The sequence below is a fragment of the Candidatus Glomeribacter gigasporarum BEG34 genome (genome assembly GCF_000227585.1).
Lineage (GTDB): Bacteria > Pseudomonadota > Gammaproteobacteria > Burkholderiales > Burkholderiaceae > Glomeribacter > Glomeribacter gigasporarum_B.
Genome location: NZ_CAFB01000037.1, coordinates 31,899 through 51,684 on the forward strand (window position 1 = coordinate 31,899; position 19,786 = coordinate 51,684).

At 57.0% G+C, this 19,786-nt stretch carries 22 protein-coding genes; 15 read left to right on the plus strand and 7 right to left on the minus strand.

Going from position 1 to position 19,786, the window contains the following annotated elements:
- Positions 1 to 87: 87 nt before the first annotated feature.
- From pnp to CAGGBEG34_RS02365, 4 genes are all read right to left on the minus strand, one after another.
- On the minus strand, positions 88 to 2,202 hold the full coding sequence (gene pnp / locus CAGGBEG34_RS02350) for a polyribonucleotide nucleotidyltransferase (RefSeq protein ID WP_006682278.1): 2,115 nt from the start codon (positions 2,200 to 2,202) through the stop codon (positions 88 to 90).
- Between the two features lie 222 nt (positions 2,203 to 2,424).
- Entirely contained in the window at positions 2,425 to 2,820 is a 396-nt protein-coding gene (locus CAGGBEG34_RS02355; RefSeq protein WP_006682279.1) for a hypothetical protein, read from the minus strand.
- A 203-nt stretch (positions 2,821 to 3,023) separates the two neighbouring features.
- Positions 3,024 to 3,326 carry a 30S ribosomal protein S15 gene (gene rpsO, locus CAGGBEG34_RS02360; RefSeq protein WP_006682280.1) on the minus strand — a complete coding sequence of 101 codons (303 nt, stop codon included), beginning with the start codon at positions 3,324 to 3,326 and terminating at the stop codon, positions 3,024 to 3,026.
- 74 nt (positions 3,327 to 3,400) lie between these two features.
- Positions 3,401 to 3,844, minus strand: coding sequence for a type II toxin-antitoxin system RatA family toxin (locus CAGGBEG34_RS02365; protein ID WP_006682281.1), 444 nt, complete (start codon positions 3,842 to 3,844; stop codon positions 3,401 to 3,403).
- Positions 3,845 to 4,094: 250 nt separating this feature from the next.
- Here CAGGBEG34_RS02365 and atpB point away from each other — a divergent pair, with 250 nt between their 5' ends.
- Positions 4,095 to 4,940, plus strand: a complete 846-nt coding sequence (gene atpB, locus CAGGBEG34_RS02370) for a F0F1 ATP synthase subunit A (RefSeq protein ID WP_006682282.1) — start codon at positions 4,095 to 4,097, stop codon at positions 4,938 to 4,940.
- Here the strand turns inward: atpB and CAGGBEG34_RS10005 are convergent.
- Complete coding sequence (locus CAGGBEG34_RS10005; protein WP_238984936.1) at positions 4,914 to 5,081, minus strand: hypothetical protein; 168 nt, start codon at positions 5,079 to 5,081, stop codon at positions 4,914 to 4,916. The two genes, atpB and CAGGBEG34_RS10005, sit on opposite strands and share 27 nt — an antisense overlap.
- Before the next feature lie 60 nt (positions 5,082 to 5,141).
- On the opposite strand from CAGGBEG34_RS10005, the gene atpE reads away from it, so the two are divergent.
- The 14 genes from atpE (at position 5,142) to iscX (ending at position 16,819) form a co-directional block, all read left to right on the plus strand.
- Positions 5,142 to 5,411 carry a F0F1 ATP synthase subunit C gene (atpE, locus tag CAGGBEG34_RS02375; RefSeq protein ID WP_006682283.1) on the plus strand — a complete coding sequence of 90 codons (270 nt, stop codon included), beginning with the start codon at positions 5,142 to 5,144 and terminating at the stop codon, positions 5,409 to 5,411.
- Positions 5,412 to 5,457: 46 nt separating this feature from the next.
- Positions 5,458 to 5,928: a F0F1 ATP synthase subunit B gene (locus CAGGBEG34_RS02380; RefSeq protein ID WP_006682284.1), complete on the plus strand. Its 471-nt coding sequence runs from the start codon at positions 5,458 to 5,460 to the stop codon at positions 5,926 to 5,928.
- Positions 5,929 to 5,930: 2 nt separating this feature from the next.
- Positions 5,931 to 6,479 carry a F0F1 ATP synthase subunit delta gene (locus CAGGBEG34_RS02385; protein WP_006682285.1) on the plus strand — a complete coding sequence of 183 codons (549 nt, stop codon included), beginning with the start codon at positions 5,931 to 5,933 and terminating at the stop codon, positions 6,477 to 6,479.
- A 31-nt stretch (positions 6,480 to 6,510) separates the two neighbouring features.
- The gene (atpA, locus tag CAGGBEG34_RS02390) at positions 6,511 to 8,046 is read left to right on the plus strand and encodes a F0F1 ATP synthase subunit alpha (RefSeq protein WP_006682286.1); all 1,536 of its coding nucleotides are present in this window, start codon (positions 6,511 to 6,513) and stop codon (positions 8,044 to 8,046) included.
- Between the two features lie 9 nt (positions 8,047 to 8,055).
- A complete protein-coding gene (locus CAGGBEG34_RS02395) occupies positions 8,056 to 8,295 on the plus strand; it encodes a hypothetical protein (protein ID WP_006682287.1) in 240 nt (79 codons plus the stop codon).
- Positions 8,296 to 8,301: 6 nt separating this feature from the next.
- A complete protein-coding gene (gene atpG / locus CAGGBEG34_RS02400; RefSeq protein WP_006682288.1) occupies positions 8,302 to 9,201 on the plus strand; it encodes a F0F1 ATP synthase subunit gamma in 900 nt (299 codons plus the stop codon).
- Positions 9,202 to 9,215: 14 nt separating this feature from the next.
- Positions 9,216 to 10,619, plus strand: a complete 1,404-nt coding sequence (gene atpD, locus CAGGBEG34_RS02405) for a F0F1 ATP synthase subunit beta (RefSeq protein ID WP_006682289.1) — start codon at positions 9,216 to 9,218, stop codon at positions 10,617 to 10,619.
- A 2-nt stretch (positions 10,620 to 10,621) separates the two neighbouring features.
- Positions 10,622 to 11,056, plus strand: a complete 435-nt coding sequence (locus CAGGBEG34_RS02410; protein ID WP_006682290.1) for a F0F1 ATP synthase subunit epsilon — start codon at positions 10,622 to 10,624, stop codon at positions 11,054 to 11,056.
- 12 nt (positions 11,057 to 11,068) lie between these two features.
- The gene (locus CAGGBEG34_RS02415; RefSeq protein WP_006682291.1) at positions 11,069 to 12,406 is read left to right on the plus strand and encodes an amino acid permease; all 1,338 of its coding nucleotides are present in this window, start codon (positions 11,069 to 11,071) and stop codon (positions 12,404 to 12,406) included.
- Positions 12,406 to 13,635 (plus strand): arginine deiminase, encoded by a 1,230-nt coding sequence (locus tag CAGGBEG34_RS02420; RefSeq protein WP_006682292.1) that lies wholly within the window; start codon positions 12,406 to 12,408, stop codon positions 13,633 to 13,635. The genes CAGGBEG34_RS02415 and CAGGBEG34_RS02420 overlap by 1 nt, the downstream gene beginning before the upstream one ends.
- A gap of 14 nt (positions 13,636 to 13,649) precedes the next feature.
- On the plus strand, positions 13,650 to 14,759 hold the full coding sequence (locus CAGGBEG34_RS02425) for a carbamate kinase (protein WP_006682293.1): 1,110 nt from the start codon (positions 13,650 to 13,652) through the stop codon (positions 14,757 to 14,759).
- On the plus strand, positions 14,752 to 15,684 hold the full coding sequence (gene argF / locus CAGGBEG34_RS02430; RefSeq protein ID WP_006682294.1) for an ornithine carbamoyltransferase: 933 nt from the start codon (positions 14,752 to 14,754) through the stop codon (positions 15,682 to 15,684). Before CAGGBEG34_RS02425 ends, argF begins: the two co-directional genes overlap by 8 nt.
- 310 nt (positions 15,685 to 15,994) lie before the next feature.
- The gene (locus tag CAGGBEG34_RS02440) at positions 15,995 to 16,594 is read left to right on the plus strand and encodes a c-type cytochrome (RefSeq protein ID WP_042687776.1); all 600 of its coding nucleotides are present in this window, start codon (positions 15,995 to 15,997) and stop codon (positions 16,592 to 16,594) included.
- Positions 16,595 to 16,612: 18 nt separating this feature from the next.
- Positions 16,613 to 16,819 (plus strand): Fe-S cluster assembly protein IscX, encoded by a 207-nt coding sequence (iscX, locus tag CAGGBEG34_RS02445; protein WP_006682295.1) that lies wholly within the window; start codon positions 16,613 to 16,615, stop codon positions 16,817 to 16,819.
- On the opposite strand, the gene CAGGBEG34_RS02450 is transcribed toward iscX, so the two are convergent.
- Together CAGGBEG34_RS02450 and folD are read right to left on the minus strand one after the other, a co-directional pair.
- Positions 16,777 to 18,873 carry a M3 family metallopeptidase gene (locus CAGGBEG34_RS02450; protein WP_006682296.1) on the minus strand — a complete coding sequence of 699 codons (2,097 nt, stop codon included), beginning with the start codon at positions 18,871 to 18,873 and terminating at the stop codon, positions 16,777 to 16,779. The two genes, iscX and CAGGBEG34_RS02450, sit on opposite strands and share 43 nt — an antisense overlap.
- A gap of 15 nt (positions 18,874 to 18,888) precedes the next feature.
- Positions 18,889 to 19,749 carry a bifunctional methylenetetrahydrofolate dehydrogenase/methenyltetrahydrofolate cyclohydrolase FolD gene (gene folD / locus CAGGBEG34_RS02455; RefSeq protein ID WP_006682297.1) on the minus strand — a complete coding sequence of 287 codons (861 nt, stop codon included), beginning with the start codon at positions 19,747 to 19,749 and terminating at the stop codon, positions 18,889 to 18,891.
- Between the last annotated feature and the right edge of the window lie 37 nt (positions 19,750 to 19,786).

The window sequence follows — 19,786 nt, forward strand, 5'->3', positions numbered from 1 at the left end:
ACGAGTTTCACGCCTTTGCCCCTTCTCTCGCAAGCGGGAGAGGGGAAGCGCCAGTGAGTGTGTGTCTGAAAAGCGCGAAACTTCTATTTAACTGAGCGCTTCCCCAACCGCTTTTGCAGAAAGGCGGATCCGGTTCTTTTCATCTTTCTGAATGACTTTGACCCGGATCAGCGCGCCTTCTTTTAAATGATCGCTGACTTTTTCAACCCGCTGATGGGTGATCTCTGAAATATGCAACAGGCCATCCCGTCCTGGCAGCAGGTTCACAATTGCGCCGAAGTCCATCAGCTTTGAAACAGTGCCGGTATACACCTGGCCGACTTCAACCTCCAATGTCAACTCTTCAATCCGGCGCCTGGCTGCTTCAATCGCCTCACTGCGGGCGCTTGAAATAGTGATTGAGCCATCTTCGGAAATATCAATTGTCGCGCCGGTTTCTTCGGTGAGCGCGCGAATCACCGAACCGCCTTTGCCAATGACATCGCGAATCTTGTCCGTGGGAATCCGGATGGTGACCATGCGCGGCGCGAATGTTGACAATTCACTGCGCGCGCCAGCGATGGCCCCCTGCATCTGTTCAAGAATATGCAGCCGCCCTTCCCGCGCCTGCGCGAGCGCAATCCGCATAATCTCTTCGGTCACGCCAGCGATTTTGATATCCATCTGCAGAGCGGTAATGCCCTGCGCAGTGCCAGCGACCTTGAAGTCCATATCGCCGAGATGATCTTCATCTCCCAGAATATCGGTCAGCACGGCGAAGCGATTGCCTTCCAGAATCAGGCCCATCGCGATGCCCGCAACGTGCGCCTTGACTGGCACGCCCGCATCCATCAACGCCAGACTGCCGCCGCATACCGAGGCCATCGACGATGAACCGTTGGATTCGGTGATTTCCGAGACCACGCGGATTGTGTAACCAAAGCTTTGCTCGTCTGGCAGAACCGGCGCGAGCGCGCGCCGCGCCAGCCGGCCATGCCCGATTTCGCGCCGTTTTGGCGCGCCGACGCGGCCCGTTTCGCCCGTTGCAAACGGCGGCATGTTGTAATGCAGCATGAAGCGGTCGCGATATTCGCCTTCAATCGCGTCGATCATCTGTTCATCGCTCTTCGTGCCGAGCGTGGTAACCGCCAGCGCCTGCGTTTCGCCGCGTGTAAACAGCGCGCTGCCGTGCGCGCGCGGCAAAACGCCGCTGCGGATGGAGATCGGACGGACCGCGCGCGTGCTGCGCCCATCGATGCGCGGCTCTCCAGATAGGATTTGCGCGCGGACAATCTGCGCTTCCAGCTCGAATAGCATCGCATTGACGGTTGCGTGCTCCGGCGCAACGCCGCCCGCGGCTTCCGCTTCCGCGGCGAGCTGTGCCGTGACCGTCGCGCGCACCGTGCGCAGTTGTTCGCTGCGCGCGGTTTTTTCGCGCCGCTGGTAAGCGGCGCGAAAATCTTCGTAAGCGAGTGCGCGGATACGTTCAAAAAGCGCTTCATCGCGCGGTTCGGGCCGCCAGTTCCATTCCGGTCTGCCCGCTTCGCTGACCAGTGCATGAATCGCCTGAATGGCTGTTTGCATCTGTTGATGGCCGAACATCACCGCGCCAAGCATCACTTCTTCGGAAAGCTGGCGGGCTTCCGATTCGACCATCAGCACCGCATGTTCGGTGCCCGCGACGACCAGATCAAGCGCCGATTCCTTCATCTGGGCGCGGGTTGGATTGAGCGCGTATTGTCCGTTGATATAGGCAACGCGCGCCGCGCCAATCGGCCCGTTGAACGGAATGCCTGAAAGCGCGAGCGCGGCGGACGCGCCGATGAGGGCGGGAATATCCGCTGGCACTTCCGGATTGAGCGATAACACATGAACGACGATCTGCACTTCGTTACGCAACCCCTCTGGAAAGAGGGGGCGCAGCGGCCGGTCAATCAAGCGGGAAATCAGCGTCTCGCCTTCGGACGGCCGTCCTTCGCGGCGGAAAAATCCTCCTGGAATCCGGCCCGCGGCATAGCTTTTCTCAATGTAATCGACTGTCAGCGGAAAGAAATCCTGACTTGGCCTCGCGCTTTTTGCGCCGACCACAGTGGCCAGCGCCAGCGTCTCATCGACATCCACCAGCGCCGCGCCGCCCGCCTGGCGCGCGATTTCGCCGGTTTCCAGACGCACCGGATGATTGCCCCACTGAAATTGTTTGACAACTTTATTGAACATCATCATTCCTTACATTAGGCCGTGTGAGCAATTGATTTAGGAGAGAAAGGCGTTTTGGCATTTTTTGGGGGCCTATTTGGGGGCCTAATTGGGCAAATAGGTCTATGTGTGGATTACCGGCGCCATTGGCGCGATCAAACCGGCTTTTTCGTCGGGATTGAGCGAGCACGAAGTTTAGTCAAAGAGCGGTTTGATGCTGCGCATGAGTGAAAATGGGTCGAAAACGCATCATCCATGTTCAACTGCAATCACTTGCGCGACGGCGTAAATGGTGGCGGCAATGCGGTCAATATCGCGCAGTTGTACGGTATTCAGGCCCTCTTTGCGCAGTGTGTCGTTCAGTTCTGCATCATCGGCCATTTCAGGGTAGGGATACCAAATATTATTCATCCCCATCAGCGCCGCCGCGGTCAATGCGCCATTCTGCTCTTCGGCGGATAACACGCCCGCGTTGCGAATCGCCGCGACAATGACGCGGCAGTGTGCCGCAAAAGCGCAGGCCAGTGCAACGCCTACGGCTTCGGTGTTTTCCAGCGATGAGCGGGCAATTGCGCTATCGATATTCAGGCGGATGTCTTTCGCATAATCAGGCAGCGCGTCTTTGAGGGTGTTCAGGAATTCCATGTAAGAGTCCTCCTGGTTTTGAATTGCCATTAAAAATATAGACCGTGGACGCAGGCGCACGGTAAGACCGTGAACAGATACAAGGTTCTTAGAGCATTTTTCAGTGAGCTTGCACAAGGAGCGAGCGCGAAGACAGTATGAATAATACGGCGAGCGCGAAGCGACACAGGGCAGGCCGCTGAAAAATGCTCTAGAGATGACTTCTACTTCCGAAGCCCCAGTTCCTTGATCAGCGAAGAATAGCGATCCAGATGTTTCTTTTTCAAATAATCCAACAGCTTGCGGCGGCGGCTGACCATCTGGATCAGTCCGCGACGGCTATGATGGTCTTTAAGATGGACTTTGAAATGCGCGGTCAACGCATTGATACGCGCAGTCAACAAGGCAGTCTGGACTTCAGGAGAGCCGGTATCGTCCGCGCCGCGCGCAAATTTCGCGATCAGGGCGGATTTTTCAGAATGCGTATTTTGAACAGTCACAGTGTTTGAATCGGTTGCAGCAGGCATCCTCTTTCCTTGAAAACAGGCGGTCACGGAAGAAAGGCCGCGCCGTGATTTGCACAGGATAAAAATCAATGAGTCTAGCACATAGGCGTTTTGTACTTGATACGCGCGCGTCTGACGAAGGCTTCGACGAAGGTATCGGCAATATGATGAAAAACCGGCCCGATTAGCACTTCAAGCAGACGGCTGGCAAATTCATAATGCAATGCAAATTCAATCTTGCAGGCATTTTCGCGCAGCGGCGTTAAATGCCAATAACCGGTGAATTTCCTGAAAGGGCCATCCAGAAAGACCATCTCAATGCGCGTTGGCCGCTGCAAAGTATTGCGCGTGGTGAAATGCTGCCGGATGCCTTTGAAATGAATATTGACTCTGGCTTCGAGATGGCATTCATCTTGCCGGAAAATCTCGACCCCGCCGCACCACGGCAGAAAGTCCGGATACTCCGCCACATCGTTTACCAGATCGAACATCTGCTCGGTGGTATGAGGGACTAGAGCAGTTCTATATACATCGGCCATCGTTCCGTATAAGCAGAAACAGCGCTTTGTTGAACTGGCAAGTCTATAGCCAAGCGCATTTTTCAGCGGCTTGCCCTGTGTCGCTTCGCGCTCGCGCCAGTGGCAATCTCACTGAAAAATGTTCTAGCGAGATTGCCTCTAGCCTCCATAATCGCGTACAATCCGCCCGCTTTATGCAGGCGGATCTTCATGCGCGGGCTGCTGGCCCCTGTTTTTCAAATCTCTTTGGACGATTCAATACCCAAGTCTCATGACTGCTGGCACTGAAACGCAGAGCCCTTCAGGGTATATCGCGCATCATCTGCAGAATTTCTCCAACCGATCCCAGACCTCAGTGGTTGATTTTTCAGTATTGAATCTGGATACCCTGTTCTGGTCGGTTCTGATGGGCGCAGTTGCGCTTTTACTGTTTTATTGCGCTGCGCGCCGCGCATCCAGCGGCGTCCCGTCCCGTTTTCAGGGCGCAATTGAAATGCTGGTTGAGATGGTCGAAGGACAGTCCAAAGCGATCATTCCTGGCGACCGCCGTTTTATCGCGCCGCTCGCGCTGACCGTATTTGTCTGGATTGCGTTGATGAACGCGCTCGATTTAGTGCCGGTCGATCTTCCGGCAGCGGTCATTCAGGGCTTGGGCCTGTCGGACGTGATTGATCGCCATCGCATTGTGCCGACCGCCGACCTGAACGGCACGCTGGGGATTGCGTTGGGCGTGCTGATTCTGGCGCTGTACTACGGCGTCAAGATCAAGGGGCCGCGCGGCTTTGCGCATGAGCTGATCTCGGCGCCCTTTGGCGCCCATCCGCTGTTATGGCCCTGCAATCTGTTGATCAATATCATCGAATATCTGGCGAGAACCGTGTCACTCGGTATGCGGCTATTCGGCAATATGTATGCGGGCGAGTTGCTGTTTCTGCTGATTGCGCTGCTCGGCAGTCTGTGGAGCATGCATTTGGACGCCAGCGCGCTGGGTTTGGTTGGACATGTGATTGCGGGCAGCCTGTGGGCGATTTTTCATATTCTGGTCATTGTGCTGCAAGCCTTTATTTTTATGATGCTCACGCTTGTATATTTAGGCCAGGCGCACGATAAACACTAGAACATTTTTCACTGATTTTCCCTGTGTCGCTTCGCGCTCGCCGTATGAGCTCGCTGCGGGGTCGCCTCCATCGCTGCGCGATGGAGACCTGCTCCGCCCGCATCGATCTCCATACTGTCTTCGCGCTCGCTCCTCGGGCAAATCGACTGAAAAATGCCCTAGAGCATTTTCCATTTATTCAAACTAAAAAGGAGAGTCACCATGCAAGATGTCGCCGCTCATATTCAAGGCATGACCGCAATTGCGATTGCGGTCATCATCGGACTCGGCGCGATTGGCGCGTGCCTGGGCATTGCGCTGATGGGCGGTAAATATATTGAAGCCTGCGCGCGCCAGCCTGAATTGATGAATCCGTTGCAGACCAAAATGTTTCTGCTCGCGGGCCTGATTGACGCCGCATTTCTGATTGGCGTTGGCGTGGCGATGCTTTTTGCATTCGCCAACCCGCTGCTGTCGATCCTGGCGCGTTGATAGGCTATTCATCCTCTCATATGTGTATCCATCGTAAGAACGCATCGTGAATATCAACGCCACCCTGTTTGCGCAGACAGTCGTCTTTTTCATTCTCGCCTGGGTTGCGATGCGGTTTGTCTGGCCGCCGCTGATACAGGCGATTGACGCGCGGACAAAGAAAATCGCCGATGGCCTGGCGGCTGCGAAGCAGAGCCAGGCGGAACTGGAAATCGCCAAGACGCGCGCGCAGCAAACGCTCGCGCATGCGCGCGAACAGGGCCAGCAAACAATTCATGCCGCTGAGCAGCGCGCGCAGGCCGTGGCCGAAGAAATTAAACGCAACGCACAGCTCGAAGCGGAGCGTCTAATGGCGCAGGCGAAAATGCAGGTTGAGCAGCAGTTCGCGCAGGCGCGCGCAGCGTTGCGCAATGAGGTGTCCGACCTCGTTGTGCGCGGCGCTGAGCGTATTCTGCAACGCGAGATGGATCGCAGCGCGCACGCCGCATTGCTTGATCAACTCAAAGCGACGCTTTAATCATGGCTGAACTGGCAACGCTGGCCCGGCCATACGCGAGCGCATTGTTTAGCATTGCGCAGCCAGACGCGCTAGATGCCTGGGCAGCCGTTCTCGATGCTGCCGCGCAGCTCGCCCGTCATCCGGATGTGCGGCGAATGATCGCGATGCCTCAATTGAAACGTGAATATCTCTGCACTGTGCTTGTTGACATCTTGACGCCCATCGTTGCCGCTGCTCAGCGGGTGCAGATTAAAAACTTTGTGCGACTTCTGCTTGACCATCGACGGTTTCACGTCTTGCCTGAAATCGCGACGCAATTTGACACGCTCAAACTGGCCCGTGAGGGAATCCATGCAGCGAAGATTGTCAGCGCTTTTCCGCTTGAAAGTGAGGCGCTGAAGACACTGACCGCCGCACTTGAGCGCAGATTCGGATGCAAGTTAGCGCCAAAAGCGGAGGCTGATGCCTCATTGATTGGCGGCGTGTGCGTCACGGTCGGAGATCGAGTGCTGGATGTTTCGGCGCGGGCGCGCCTGGTGCAGATGCGCGTTGAATTAATGAGAAGTTAAAAATCAGGCAGTCCATTAGGAAGTCCACTTTATGCAGCTCAATCCCGCTGAAATTAGCGCATTGATCAAAGAGCGGATTCAAGGATTTGAATCCAGCGCCCAGATTCGCACCCAAGGCAGCGTTGTGTCGGTAACCGACGGCATTTGCCGCGTCTACGGCTTATCCGAGGCGATGCAAGGTGAAATGCTGGAGTTTCCCGGCAACGTATTTGGCCTGGCGCTCAATCTTGAGCGCGATTCGGTTGAGGCGGTGATTTTAGGTGAATACACATCAATTTCCGAAGGCGATCCGGTCAAATGCACGGGCAGGATTCTTGAAGTTCCAGTTGGGCCGGAATTGATTGGCCGGGTGGTGAATGCGCTCGGTCAACCCATCGATGGGAAGGGGCCGATCCACGCCAAGCAGTCGGACGCGATTGAAAAAATTGCGCCGGGCGTGATTTGGCGCAAATCCGTGTCTGAGCCGGTGCAAACGGGATTAAAAGCGATTGATTCGATGGTGCCGATCGGGCGCGGCCAGCGCGAGCTGATTATCGGCGACCGCCAAACCGGCAAAACAGCGGTTGCGGTCGATACGATTATCCATCAAAAAGGCAAGGACTTGATCTGTATTTATGTGGCAATCGGTCAGAAAGCCTCTTCGATGATGAATGTCGTGCGTAAGCTCGAAGAACATGGCGCGCTTGACTATACGATTGTCGTCGCCGCATCCGCGTCGGACCCGGCGGCGATGCAGTACATCGCGCCCTATGCCGGGTGCACGATGGGCGAATATTTCCGCGACCGGGGGGCAGATGCGCTGATTGTGTACGACGACTTAACCCGCCAGGCATGGGCGTACCGGCAAATTTCATTGCTGCTGCGCCGCCCGCCGGGCCGTGAAGCCTATCCGGGCGATGTGTTTTATCTGCATTCGCGTCTGCTCGAACGCGCCGCACGCGTCTCCGAAGACTATGTAGAACGATTTACAAAGGGCGCGGTTATGGGCAAAAGCGGTTCGCTGACGGCGCTGCCGGTGATTGAGACGCAGGCGGGCGATGTCACCGCCTTTGTACCGACGAATGTGATTTCGATTACCGATGGCCAGATTTTTCTGGAGACGGATTTATTCAACGCCGGCATTCGGCCCGCGATGAACGCGGGCGTTTCCGTGTCGCGCGTCGGCGGCGCGGCGCAAACCAAGATCATCAAGAAATTATCGGGCGGCATCCGCACCGATCTGGCGCAATACTGCGAACTGGCGGCATTTGCGCAATTTTCCTCCGATCTGGACAACGCAACCCGCAAACAACTTGAACGCGGCCAGCGGCTGACCGAGTTGCTGAAGCAGCCGCAATATCAGCCGCTGCAAGTGTGGGAACTGGCCGTTTCGCTGTTCGCCGCAAACCATGCTTATCTTGACGACGTTCCGGTGGCTGAAGTGCTCGACTTTGAAAAAGAATTGCGCGAGCATCTGAGTATGCGCCATGCGGCATTGATTGCGCGTATTGAAGCGCGTAAAGAACTTTCAAAGGACGACGAAACCGCATTGCACGCAGCGATTGCTGAATTCAAGCAACTCGGTTAAGGGGCCGTCATGACAGACAATATGGAAAGTTTAGTGCTGGAACATTTGCGCCATATTCGCAGCAAAGTGGATCAGCTTGTGGAAGATAACCATGACCTTAAAAATCGTATGTCTAGCCTTGAATCCGCTATGGTCTCTGTGAAGCGTGAAGTCGCGCATGGGGATGAAACGGATGCGCGTCAACAGGTCAGTCTCGACAAAATCATTGAACGCATCCAACGCATTGAAAGACGGCTTGAGTTAGCTTGATCAGTGATGGCCGGCATGAAAGAAATCCGCGACAAGGTGAAAAGCGTTCAGAACACGCGCAAAATCACCAAGGCGATGGAGATGGTCGCGGTGTCGAAAATGCGCCGCGTACAGCAGCGGATGCGCGCGGCGCGTCCGTATGCAGACAAAATGCGCGTGATTGCAGCGCATTTAAGCCATGCAAACCCCGAATATCAACATCTGTTTATGGTTCAGCATCCGGATGCAAAACGCGCGGGTCTAATTCTGGTGACAACCGATAAAGGACTGTGCGGCAGCCTGAATACCCATATCCTGCGCATGGCGCTCGCTCAGTTTAAGGCGCTTGAAGCGCAGGCGCGCGCGGTCGATGCCACTGCGATTGGCGGCAAGGGCGCGGGATTTCTGAATCGTCTGGGAGCAAACATCGTTTCGCAAGTGACGCAACTCGGCGATACGCCGCAGTTGGAGAGGTTCATTGGCGCGATCAAAGTGCAATTGGATGCCTACGCACAAGGCGAACTGAGCGCGGTGATGCTCGCGTATACCCGCTTTGTGAACACGATGAAGCAGGCGCCAGTGATTGAACAGCTTTTGCCGTTGACCGACGCGCATCTGGATGCGCGTGAGGCGGCATCGGGCAGCGGCAAAGCGGGCGAGCCGCATTACCAATGGGATTATCTGTACGAACCGGACCCGAAAACAGTCCTCGACGCATTGCTGCCGCGTTATGTTGAGACGCTGGTATATCAGGCCGTGCTGGAAAATATGGCGTGCGAGCAATCAGCGCGGATGGTCGCGATGAAGGCGGCATCAGACAATGCGAAGACGGTGATTGATGATCTGCAACTGGTCTATAACAAAAGCCGGCAGGCGGCGATTACCAAGGAATTGTCTGAAATTGTGGGCGGCGCAGCAGCCGTTTGAACGAGGGAAAGCGAATGAAACAAATGCAGGCAGAAGGCAACATTGTCCAATGTATCGGCGCGGTGATTGATGTCGAATTTGAAGGCGCGCCGCTTCCAAAAATCTACGACGCCTTGATTCTGGAAGGCTCCGATCTGGTGCTGGAAGTCCAGCAACAACTCGGCGATGGCGTGGTGCGCGCGATCTGTCTGGGTTCTGCCGAAGGATTGCGGCGCGGCCTGACGGTCAAAAATATGGGCGCGCCGATCCAGGTGCCGGTCGGCGCGCCGACGCTGGGGCGCATTATGGATGTGCTGGGTCGTCCCATCGACGAAGCGGGTGCGATTGATGCGGCCCAACAGCGCTCGATTCATCAGCCCGCGCCGAAATTCGACGAACTCTCTCCAGCCACTGAACTGCTGGAGACCGGCATCAAAGTGATTGATTTGATCTGCCCGTTCGCCAAAGGCGGCAAAGTCGGCCTGTTCGGCGGCGCGGGGGTCGGTAAAACCGTCAATATGATGGAGTTGATCAACAACATCGCCAAGGCGCATGGCGGCTATTCAGTCTTTGCGGGCGTCGGCGAGCGCACGCGCGAAGGCAACGACTTCTATCACGAGATGAAGGCGTCCAACGTGCTCGATAAGGTAGCGCTGGTGTACGGGCAGATGAACGAGCCGCCCGGCAACCGTTTGCGCGTTGCATTGACCGGCTTGACGATGGCTGAACACTTCCGCGACGAAGGCCGCGATGTGCTGTTCTTTGTCGACAATATCTACCGCTTTACATTGGCCGGGACTGAAGTCTCAGCCTTGCTTGGCCGGATGCCGTCCGCGGTCGGGTATCAGCCGACGCTCGCTGAAGAGATGGGCCGTTTGCAGGAACGGATTGCGTCAACTAAAGGCGGGTCGATTACTTCGGTACAGGCCATCTATGTGCCGGCCGATGATTTGACCGATCCATCGCCCGCAACGACCTTCGCACACCTGGACGCAACCGTGGTGTTATCGCGCGATATTGCCTCATTAGGCATTTACCCGGCCGTTGATCCGCTTGATTCGACTTCGCGCCAGGTCGATCCGAACGTGATTGGCGACGCGCACTACACGATAACCCGCCGCGTGCAGGCAATCTTGCAGCGCTACAAGGAGCTGCGCGACATCATCGCCATTCTCGGTATGGACGAACTCTCCCCAGAAGATAAATTAGCCGTTGCGCGCGCGCGCAAAATCCAGCGCTTCTTATCGCAACCCTTTCATGTGGCTGAAGTCTTTACCGGCTCGCCCGGCAAATATGTACCGCTGGTCGATACGATTCGCGGCTTCAAGATGATTGTCGACGGCGAATGTGACCATTTGCCCGAACAGGCGTTTTATATGGTCGGCGGCATTGACGAAGCGTTTGACAAGGCCGGCGTGCTTCAAGCCGCGGCCGCATAATCATGGCGCAGCAACAAAAAACCCTGAAAGTCAGCGTCGTCAGCGCTGAAGAAGAAATTTTTTCAGGCGATGCTTATTTCGTTGAATTGCCCGGCGCGATGGGCGCACTGGGCATTTTGCCCGGCCATGCGCCGCTGATGACCCGCATCCGCGCTGGCGCGGTTCAAATTAAAACGGTAGGCGGCGCGGAAGAATTGATCTTTGTTGCAGGCGGGATTCTCGAAGTTCAACCAGATGAAGTCACCGTGCTTGCCGATACCGCAGTCCGCGGCGAAGACCTGGAAGAAGCCAAAGCGCAACAAGCGCGCCAAACGGCTGAAGCAGCGCTGCGCAATACGCGGTCAAAGTTTGAATATGCAACGGTCGCCGCTGAGCTTGAAACGACCCTTGCACAGTTGGCGGCAATACGTAAGTTACGCCGCGCGCAAATCCGCTAGCTTTCAGTCCGCATGAGCAGCGCATCTTCTGGACTTCGCCGCCAGCCGCTCGGTCTGGCGCTGTTAACCGGCGCCGTGATGACCTCAATACTGGGCGGCGGCATCTTCGATCTGCCGCAGAATATGGCGGCCGGCGCGGGCCTGGGCGCAATTGTTCTCGCTTGGATCCTCACCTTTGCGGGAATGTGCGCACTGGCCAATGCCTTCCGTCTTCTGGCCTGTCTACGTCCTGATTTAAAGGCGGGTATTTATGCCTATGCGCGAGAAGGCTTCGGCCCGCTCGCGGGCTTTGAAATCGCCTGGGGCTATTGGCTTTCAGCGGTGTTTGGCAATGTCGCGTTTGCAGTGTTGATTCAACGCACGGCGCGCTATTTTTTTCCAGCATTAGAGGATCACGCCGCGCTGTCTATTCTTTCCGGCTCATTATTGATCTGGATCATGCACGGGATCGTGCTTTTTGGAGTAAAAAGAGCGCTGGTTCTGAATTTAACTTCTAGCATGCTCAACTTGGTGATGATCGGCGTCATCCTTGCATTGATGGCGCGCGCAGTGAAGATGGAACGGCTCCTGTTTGACTTCTGGGGTGCGCGCGCGCAGTTGGGCAGCGTTCTCACGCAGCTCAAAAGCACGATGCTCGTCACGCTGTGGACGTTCATTGGCGTTGAAGGCGCGGTGGTGCTCTCCGGCCGCGCGTTGAAGCCTGCGCATATTGGCGTTGCGACCTTCGCAGGTCTGGCGATCTGCGCGGGCTTATATGTGTCGATGTCTGTGTTGCCATTCGGGCTGATGACCCAGCCCGAACTGGCCGGACTGGCTGCGCCCTCGGCCGCTTCCGTGCTTCGGAATGTGCTCGGCACAGGCGGGCAAATGCTCGTGATGGCCTCGCTGCTGGTGACATTGTTGAATAGCTGGCTCGCCTGGACGATTCTGGTGTCCGAGCTGCCTTATGAAGCGGCGCAAGGGGGAGTATTTCCAAAATTTCTGGCGCGCACAAACCGCTTTGGCGCGCCGGCGCCGGCGCTGTGGATTTCAAGCGGCCTGATGCAGGTCATGCTCTTCATTGCGTGGGGCGTAGAGGATATCTGGCGCTGGCTGATTTCGATGACGGGCGTGATGATCCTGCCGTCTTATCTCGCCAGCGCTGCGTATTTGTGGCGGTGCGCCTTCAAAAATCATCTGGCGTCGGAGATCAGCCGCCGTCAGATATACGTCAGCGGCGCGCTCGGTGTGGCCTATTCAGGCTGGCTGCTGTATGCCGCTGGACCAAAATTTGTGCTGATGTCAGTGCTGCTGTTCGCGCTGGGTCTGCCTGTGTACCGCAGCGTCTGCACGTCTGACGCTGCTGGCTGATGACGGCGTTCGGCGTACATTCCGAAGCGGGCAAACTGCGCACGGTGCTGGTCTGCCGGCCCGGTCTTGCGCAACGGCGATTGACGCCCGGGAACCGCAGCTCATTCTTGTTTGATGATGTGCTCTGGGTGGATCGGGCCATCGCCGATCATGCTGTATTTGTACAGGCAATGCAGTCGCGTGGCATTGAAGTGCTTGAACTCCAGCATCTGCTTGGCGAAGTCTGCCTGAATTCCGACGCGCGCGATTGGATGCTCGACCGTGTCGTCAACGAAGAAGAAATCGGCATTGGCATGCTGCGCGAGAGCCGGCTCTGGCTGGAAGAACTGCCTGCGCACCGGCTGGCGGAGGCGTTGACCGGCGGCGTGGCCAAATCCGAACTGCCGTTCGACGCGCGCGGTTTATTTGGCGGCGCGCTGGAAGACTCGGACTTCGTCATTGCGCCGCTCCCCAATCTGATTTTTCAGCGCGACCCAAGCGCGTGGATATATAATGGCGTGATCCTGCATCCGATGTTCTGGCCGGCGCGGCGGCGGGAGGCGCTATTGGCGGCGGCGATTTATCGCTTTCACCCGCGCTTTGCCGGCGCAGTCAAGGTATGGTGGGGCGATGTCGATACGCCGCCGGGCCGTCAAACCTTGGAAGGCGGAGATATCATGCCGATTGGGAAGGGGGTCGTACTGATCGGAATGAGCGAGCGCTCCAGTGCGCAGGCAATTACCCGGCTGGCGCGCGCGTTGTTTGAACAGCGCGGCGCGCAGCGCGTGATTGTCTGTCAGTTGCCGAAAATGCGCGCAGCGATGCATCTGGATACCGTCTGTACCTTTCTTGATATCGATTTTGTCAGCATTTATCCGCCGATCGTGAACCACATCCGCTGCACCAGCCTGTATCCCGCAGATAAAGCCGGGCAAATCCGCACTCAGCGTCATGACGAATCTTTTCTGAACGTCATTGCCAATGCGCTGGCCATGCCTTCGCTACGCATTCTGAGCACAGGCGGCAATCGATATGAAACTGAATCCGAACAATGGAACGATGGCAATAATGTGCTCACGCTCGATAGGCGCATCGTCATTGCATATGACCGCAATAGCCAAACAAACCGGAAAATGCGCCGAGCCGGCGTTGAAGTCATCGAAATTCCCGGCGGAGAATTGGGCCGCGGGCGCGGCGGCGCGCATTGCTTGAGTTGTCCGATTGTGCGCGACCCCATTTTGAGCGAATAAAAGGCGATTGACGCATGCGAATCGTCATTGCACTCGGCGGCAACGCGCTTTTGAAGCGCGGAGAACGGGTCAGCGCGGATGCACAGCGCGCTAATATACGGTGTGCTGCGCAGCAAATTGCGGATATTGCCGCGCAGCACGAGGTGATCATCGTGCACGGCAATGGTCCGCAAGTCGGCTTGCTCGCGCGTCAATCAGATACGACGCCGGACGCGGCGCCGTTTCCGCTCGATGTGCTGGACGCCGAGACGGAAGGCATGATTGGCTATATCATCGAGCAGGAATTGAGTAATGCGCTGCCGGCCGGTCGTGCTTGTGCAACGCTTCTAACGATGGTTGAAATTGACCCGGAAGATGCCGCGTTCGGCGCGCCGGATAAACCCATCGGGCCCGTGTATCCGGAAACGGATGCGCAGCGTCTGGCGCGCGACAAAGGCTGGACATTTGCGCCGGGTAACGGCGGCTGGCGGCGCGTTGTGCCAAGCCCGCATCCTAAACGGATCGTTGAAATGCGCCCGATCCGCTGGCTGCTGGAAAAAGGCGCGGTGGTGATTTGCGCAGGCGGCGGCGGGATTCCCGTAACAGTCGATCAAGATGGCGCGCGGCGCGGCGTTGAAGCGGTGATTGACAAGGATCGCTGCGCCGCGCTGCTCGCGGATGAAATCCATGCGGATGCTCTGGTGATTGCGACCGATGTGCCGGCCGTCTTTGCAGACTGGGGTTTGCCTACACAACGCCCCATTCTGCGCGCGCATCCGAAGGACTTAGAGCATTTTTCAGTCGATTTGCCACTGGCGCGAGCGCGAAGACAGTATGGGGATCGATGCGGGCGGAGCAGGTCTCCATCGCGCAGCGATGGATGCGACCCCGCAGCGATCCCGAATACACAGAACGGCGAAGCGACACAGGGAAAATCACTGAAAAATGCTCTAAGCGCGCTGCGCTTTGAAGCGGGTTCAATGCAACCAAAGGTTGAAGCTGCTTGCCAATTCTCGCGCGATCCACGCCGCCGCGCCGTCATCGGTGCATTGTCCGCGCTTGAGCAACTGGTCAATGGGAGCGCTGGAACGCTGATTTCAATGCAAACACACGGGATTGAATATGGACGCACACAGCCTGAATGAACCATCGGTTCGCCATTATTTAAGATTCAATGATCTGTCGCGCGATGAGTGTGACGACCTGTTTGAGCGCGCCCGCGCGCTGAAGCAGAAATTCAGGCGCCATGAAACGACCCATACGCTGCGCGACCGCACCCTTGCGTTGCTTTTCGAAAAAAATTCAACGCGCACGCGGCTTTCATTCCAGGCGGGCATTGCCCAGCTCGGCGGACATGCTGTATGTATGAATATGCGCGATACGCAACTGGGCCGCGGAGAAACGATTGAAGATACGGCGCGCGTCATTTCCAGCATGGTCGATCTGGTCATGATCCGCACCTTTGAGCAGGCCAAACTGCAACGTTTCGCCGCCTGTTCGCGCGTACCTGTGATCAATGGGTTGACCAATGAAATGCATCCATGCCAGGTCCTCACCGATGTGTTCACGTATATCGAACAACGCGGGCCGATTCAACATAAAGTCGTGACGTGGGTAGGCGATGCCAACGATATGGCGCATACATGGGCGGATGCGGCGCAATTGCTGGGGTTCACGCTGCGCATTTCCAGTCCGCCCGAATACCGGATCGACCGCGCGCGTTTGAATGAGGGCCAGGCCACCTGCATTGAAGAGATCGAAGCGCCTTGCGCCGCGTGCGCAGATGCCGATCTCGTGACAACCGATACGTGGACCAGCATGGGGTTTGAATCTGAACACGAGGCGCGTCAACAGGCGTTTGCACGCTGGCAAGTCACGTCTGAGTGTATGGCGCGCGCACGGCCCGACGCCTTGTTTATGCATTGTTTGCCCGCGCACCGCGGCAAAGAAGTCAGCGCGGAGGTGATTGACGGGCCGCAAAGCGTCGTCTGGACTGAGGCGGAAAACCGGCTGCATGTGCAAAAAGCGTTGATGGAGTTTTTGCTGCTCGGGCGAATCAAATCCGAGTAAGCTCCTGAGAACCTGTTCGTGAACCAATCTCACCCGCATTCCAGAACGAGGACTTCGCCTTTTACGGCAACACGGTCAATGGACAGCAAGAAATAACGCCGCGCTGAATGACGGCGGGGTCGGCGCGCCGTCTAACCTCCCCAGCTTCGCTGAGGCATTCAGTTGTAAAGGGGCGACGCGATGGCGCGCGACCAAGAAGCGCAAGTTAAGATTTGGTAAAGTCCCTGAAATAACGCACATACACTGTAACGAACGGCTGTGCACAGCCTCGCAGTGAGTGTACAGGTTTTCAAAAGCGGCTCGGGATTCCATGAATAAACAGCGCTCTGAAGCAGCCTCGATCAAAAAAATAAAGTTGTTCATCATCGCCGTGATCGCTGGTTTTCTGGCACCGGTATTGGTGCTGATACTGCTGATTCAATATGTCCAGACGTTCAGCCGCACAGGCGCGGGTTCCGCGGCGATGTCGGACGCAGCGATTGTCCAGCGCCTCCAGCCCGTTGCCCACGTTGAAATTCGCGCTGCGCAGGCAGAGGCCGCAAATAACGCCACCGACGCTGCTTCGCATACAGCGCCTGAGACACCCTTGGGAGAGGCTGAAGCGCGCGCCGCGCTGGCTTCGATTGCGAAAACGGCAACGCAACCACACAGCCGTCCAAGCGCGGATACAGAGCAAGCGGGCAAAGCGCTGTACGAGCAGATTTGTCAAGCGTGCCATGCGAGCGGCTTGATGGGCGCGCCTAAACAGGGCGATAAAGCGGCCTGGGCGCCCCGCCTGAAAGAATCGATGGAAACGATTTACCGCTATGCTTTAAAGGGCAAAGGGAATATGCCGCCTAAAGGCGGCTCAAACGCATCCGATACGGATGTGAAGGCGGCGGTTGATTACATGCTGAAAAGCGTGAAGTAGAAAGGGGAAGGGCATTCTATGAAATGGACCGACATCCAAGACATTGCCATTGCACTGGCTGAAATACATCCGGACACTGACCCCAAAACAGTGCGCTTTACAGATTTGTATCGCTGGGTGATGGCGCTGGAAGGATTTGATGACGACCCGAAACGCTCCGGCGAGAGGATTCTGGAAGCGATTCAGTCCGCGTGGATTGAAGAGGCTGCCGACATTCCATGCTGACGCAATAGCGCATCAATCGTGGGCGCGCGGCCTCGGAATGCTTTGAATGACGCTATCGCTGGCCGGCTGCCGCCGGTTTCAAGTATTTCAGCGCGGAAGCGCTGACCCGTCTGCGCATCGAGCACGCTGCTCCTTTTTTTCTGCGCCGCTTCTTCAAAGGCGGCATACGCATCCGCGCACAGGACTTCGGCCCATTTATAGCTGTAATAGCCCGCCGCGTAGCCACCTCCGAAAATATGGCTGAATGTATTTGGCCAGCGTGAAAATTCCACTGGCGGTATCACGTGATAGCGCGCGTGAAGGGTGCGCGCCAGTTCATTCACGGTGATTGCTCCGCCCGTGTCGAAATCCGAATGCAGGTGCAGATCGAAGATCGAGAATACGATCTGCCGCAGCATATTGAGGCCGCTATGAAAGTTTTTCGCGGCGCGCATTTTTTTGAGCAAGGCGCGCGGCAGCGGTTCTTCTGTATCGACATGCCTGCTCATCGAACACAACACTTCTTCTTCCCAGCAAAAATTTTCCATAAATTGCGAGGGCAGTTCGACCGCATCCCATTCGACGCCGTTGATGCCTGAGACGGCAATTTCATCGATGCGCGTCAGCATATGGTGCAGTCCGTGCCCGAATTCATGGAAGAGGGTGAGTACTTCGTTGTGCGATAAGCATGCGGGCTTACCGTTGACTGGGGCAGGGAAATTGCAGACCAGATAAGCGACCGGCGTCTGAAGCTCGCCATCCGAGGTGCACCAGCGGCCGCGTGCATCGTCCATCCACGCGCCGCTGCGCTTGCCTTCGCGCGCGTATAAATCCAAATAAAACTGAGCGATCAGTTGGCCGTTCTGGTTTTCCATCCGGAAAAAGCGCACGTCGGGATGCCAGACGGGCGCATCATCGGCGCGAATGGTGATAGAGAAAAGCGTCTGAGCAATGTTGAACATCCCGGTGAGCACCATATCGACCGGAAAGTATTGCCTGACTTCGTGCTCAGAAAATGCGTAACGGCTCTGGCGCAGTTTTTCAGCCGCAAAAGCGATATCCCACGGCGCGAGTTCCGGAGAATTGAGTTCTTGCGCGGCGAAAGTGCGCAATTGCTGCCATTCCCGCTCTGCGTAGGGGCGCGCGCGCTGCGCTAAATCCTGGAGAAAGGCGAACACCTGTTGCGGGGATTCCGCCATTTTTGACGCCAGCGAGACTTCGGCGAAATTGCGGTACCCCAGCATCTGCGCTTCCTGCGCGCGCAGCATGAGCTGCTCGGCCATATTCGCAGTGTTATCCCATTCGGCCTTGCCGTGCGCGTATTCCGCCCCCAGTTCGGACGCGCGGCTGACATAGGCGCGGTACATCGCTTCGCGCAGCGGGCGATGCTCAGCGTATTGCAGTACGGGTAAATAGGAAGGAAGATGCAGCGTGAACCGCCAGCCGGCGGCGCCCGCTTTTTCGGCAGCGTTACGTGCGGCTGCGCGGGCGTTGTCCGGCAATCCGGCCAGCTCATCCTCCTGGGTGATGCGGATCGAATACGCATCGGTGGCATCAAGCGCATGATCGGCGAATTCTTTGGATAACGCCGCCTGACGTTCCTGCAACGCGGCAAAGCGCGGCTTTTCCGAGTCGTCGAGTTCAGCGCCCGCGAGCCGGAAATCGCGCAGCGCGTTCAGAATCACTTGCCGGCGCGCTTGAGAAAATGTGTCAAAGGCGCGGCTTTCAGCAATCGCCTTGTACTTTTGATAGAGCGCCCGGTTTTGTCCGACACTGGACCAAAAGCGCGTGATGCGCGGCAAATTTTCTGCGTGCGCGGCGCGCAATGCGGGCGTATCCGCAGCTGCGTTTAAATGGCCGACCACGCCCCATGCGCGCGCGAGCGGCTGGGTCGCGCGTTCGGCAGGCTGCACGACCTCTTCCCAGGTCGCGGGCGTATCGGGCGCGCACGCGCGCTCGATGGCGGCGGCGGCATCCGCGAGCAGCGCATCGAGCGCGGGCGTAATATGTTCGGCGCGGATTTCATCAAAGCGCGGCAGATCAGAAAAGTCGAGCAGAGGATTGGAAGAAGTCATTGCGCAAGCAGAGATTTAAGGACGTGTTTTAAAAGCGTATTCAGCCGCCTGGAGTGTATTCATCAGCAGCATGCCAATCGTCATTGGGCCAACGCCGCCGGGCACAGGCGTAATAAAGCCGGCAACCTTTCTCACCGCATCGAAATCAACATCGCCGCAGAGTTTGCCGTCAGCCGTCCGGTGAATCCCGACATCGATCACGACAGCGTCGGGTTTCACCATCTCCGCAGTGAGCAGTTTAGGATGTCCGGCTGCGACGACAATCAGCTCGGCGCTGCGCGTGTAGAGTGCCAGATCGCGCGTTTGCCGATGGCAGACAGCGACCGTTGCACCGGCCTCCAGCAATAACAGCGCCATCGGTTTGCCAACGCTCTCCGAACAGCCAATTACAACCGCCTGGCTGCCTTCGAGCGGAATATGCATGGCCGCGAGCATGCGCATCACGCCGGCGGGCGTGCAGGGCAAAAAACGTGGCGCGCCGCTCATCAACGCGCCCGCGTTCATGGTGTGCAAACCGTCTACATCCTTATCAGGGGAAATCGCATTGATCACCGTGCGGCGGTTGAAATGCGACGGCAGCGGCAGTTGCACCAGAATGCCGTGGATCGTCGGGTCTTGATTAAGCGCGTCAATGCGCGCGAGCAGTCTGGCTTCGGTGAAGGTCGCCGGGTAGCGGTCGCAGATTGAATGCACGCCGCTCTCCTGACAAGCATTGATTTTGTTGCGCACATAGATGCTGCTGGCTGGATCGTCGCCGACTAGAATGACCGCCAGCCCAGGCCGACATCCTTGTGCAGCCAACTGCGCCGCCCGCCTGGCAACCTCAGCGCGCACGGTTTTTGAAAGAAGGGTGCCGTTAGTCAGCGTAGCGCTCATTTAAGACATCGGTGCGCAGTGCGCAAAACTCCAAATT